Source organism: Xenorhabdus hominickii (assembly GCF_002632725.1).
Classification (GTDB): domain Bacteria; phylum Pseudomonadota; class Gammaproteobacteria; order Enterobacterales; family Enterobacteriaceae; genus Xenorhabdus; species Xenorhabdus hominickii.
The window spans coordinates 1-1,725 of record NZ_NJAI01000036.1; the positions used below are offsets into that span (position 1 = coordinate 1).

2 protein-coding genes and 1 pseudogene are annotated in these 1,725 nt (G+C 41.7%); 2 read left to right on the forward strand and 1 reads right to left on the reverse strand.

Annotated elements, in window-relative coordinates; translation table 11 throughout:
- Positions 1 to 182 (reverse strand): hypothetical protein (locus Xhom_RS34815; protein WP_211287916.1); only part of this gene is annotated, 182 nt, incomplete at its 3' end.
- A 68-nt stretch (positions 183 to 250) separates the two neighbouring features.
- Here Xhom_RS34815 and Xhom_RS24805 point away from each other — a divergent pair.
- Positions 251 to 801, forward strand: a pseudogene (locus tag Xhom_RS24805) (IS6 family transposase).
- 168 nt (positions 802 to 969) lie between these two features.
- The gene (locus Xhom_RS24810; protein WP_145957523.1) at positions 970 to 1,164 is read left to right on the forward strand and encodes a hypothetical protein; all 195 of its coding nucleotides are present in this window, start codon (positions 970 to 972) and stop codon (positions 1,162 to 1,164) included.
- Positions 1,165 to 1,725 lie beyond the last annotated feature (561 nt).

A 1,725-nucleotide genomic window follows, 5' to 3' on the forward strand; every position in this document is an offset into this window, starting at 1 on the left:
ACGATATCTTTGTTTATAGTTTTAATAGCATCATCAGGTAATTTTATTCTGGCTTCGCACATCGATGAAGCAGAGATAGGATTATATTGCGGAAGTGGTATTTTTTCACGAATGCAGTCATCCCATATTTCATTGATAATATAAAAATATCCATGATTATTCTTTCCTGATATAATTTTCATTAGGAAAATGAATAATCAGTTTTGTATCTTTTGGTTTATCGTTGGGAAAACTCAGGATGGAATCCGATATGCCCCTTATCCGAAAAGCGTTCAAACGCCTGCATTATCCCACTGATATTATTGCCCAATGTGTCCGGTGGTATCTGAGCTATGCGCTCAGCCTGCGCGATCTTGAAGAAATTATGGCTGAGCAGGGTATTTTTATCGAGCAGTGGACTCTGCCGGCAATACGGTAGACTTCTTGTTGACAACCAACCGGGACAGCGATACCGCCCGTCGCTTTTTCAACAAGGGCCTTCGCCAACACGCCCGACCAGAGGTCGTGACCCTTGATAAGAGTGGAGCCAATAAAGCCGCGGTGGACGGCCTCAATGCGGGCAAGCAGAAGAAAAACCGCATCAAAATCCGGCAAAACAACTGCCTGAATAATCTGATAGAGCAAGACCATCGAAATATCAAACGACGGGTGCGAGCGATGCTTGGGTTCGGTTCGTTCAGAAGAGCCCAGACCCTGCTGGCAGGAATTGAATGGGTGCACATGATACGCAAAGGGCAGTTTCAACCTCCACAAGGGCAAGGATTGTCATCGGCACAACAATTCTATCTGCTAGCAGCCTAAAAAATCAGCAAATCGACTTTCTGATAACTTTCAACCCTTAATGCAACACAACCTAAAGTACACAGTGGAGGCATTATGTCCCGATATTTACCGAAATGGTTTTTCTGGGGCTATTAGCTTATCCTAACAATCATGATCACTATATCTGTATTAGGCAGTCAGGCTATCATGCAAAGTGATGACCTCCGTGTGTATATTATTGCCCGTGAAGTATCTGCTTATAACATAAATTGGGTTAAACCCGTCAGAATGCGTGATAAACCCTATAAAACTGCTTTTATGGTCAGTGTACCCGGAACTGACGATAAAGCCCATATGCGCTTTATAGAATATGTTACGGCAGATCTGGTTCCTATGGGGTAGGAATGATCTTAAACACTTTACACAGAGCGATACAGAAGCTGCTATGAGGGGTGAGCCTACTCATGGTGAGCTGGTGGATATTGACCTCAGAAAAGCGAAAATGCTTTTTTATGATACTCAGGTTGACATGCTTATGTTTGGCATGACCCTTTTTCGTTGCCAGAATTGGTTTTTCTCATCATTGCTACTTTGATCACTAAATTTAGGCATGATGTCATTGGTAGGGGTAAAAGAGTGCTTATGCTCTTCACTTTCTGGTCGAAAATATCTTATTTCGTTTCGTTCTTCTGTATGAGTATAGCTATCTGGGTTATCTCTTTTCCGGTCATACCTTCTCTGATGAAATGGATTGGCAGAATACTTTAATTTGTAATTTTTATCTGTTGTTCTATTCGGCTGATGGTGGTGGAGAGTAATAATGAATTAACGATTATCAAATAAATCATACTATAACGGAGTCATTATTAACCCGGCGGAAAAATACATCGGCTATGCGGCATATTTAATAAACCGTGATTTGAAATAACTTTTTACGCGCTCGGGTCGTCGTTGTAATTGACG

What these genes read in the sequence shown, in the direction of transcription:
- Xhom_RS24810 (WP_145957523.1), top strand. Translation starts at nt 970, where the DNA reads ATGCAAAGTGATGACCTCCGTGTGTATATTATTGCCCGTGAAGTATCT.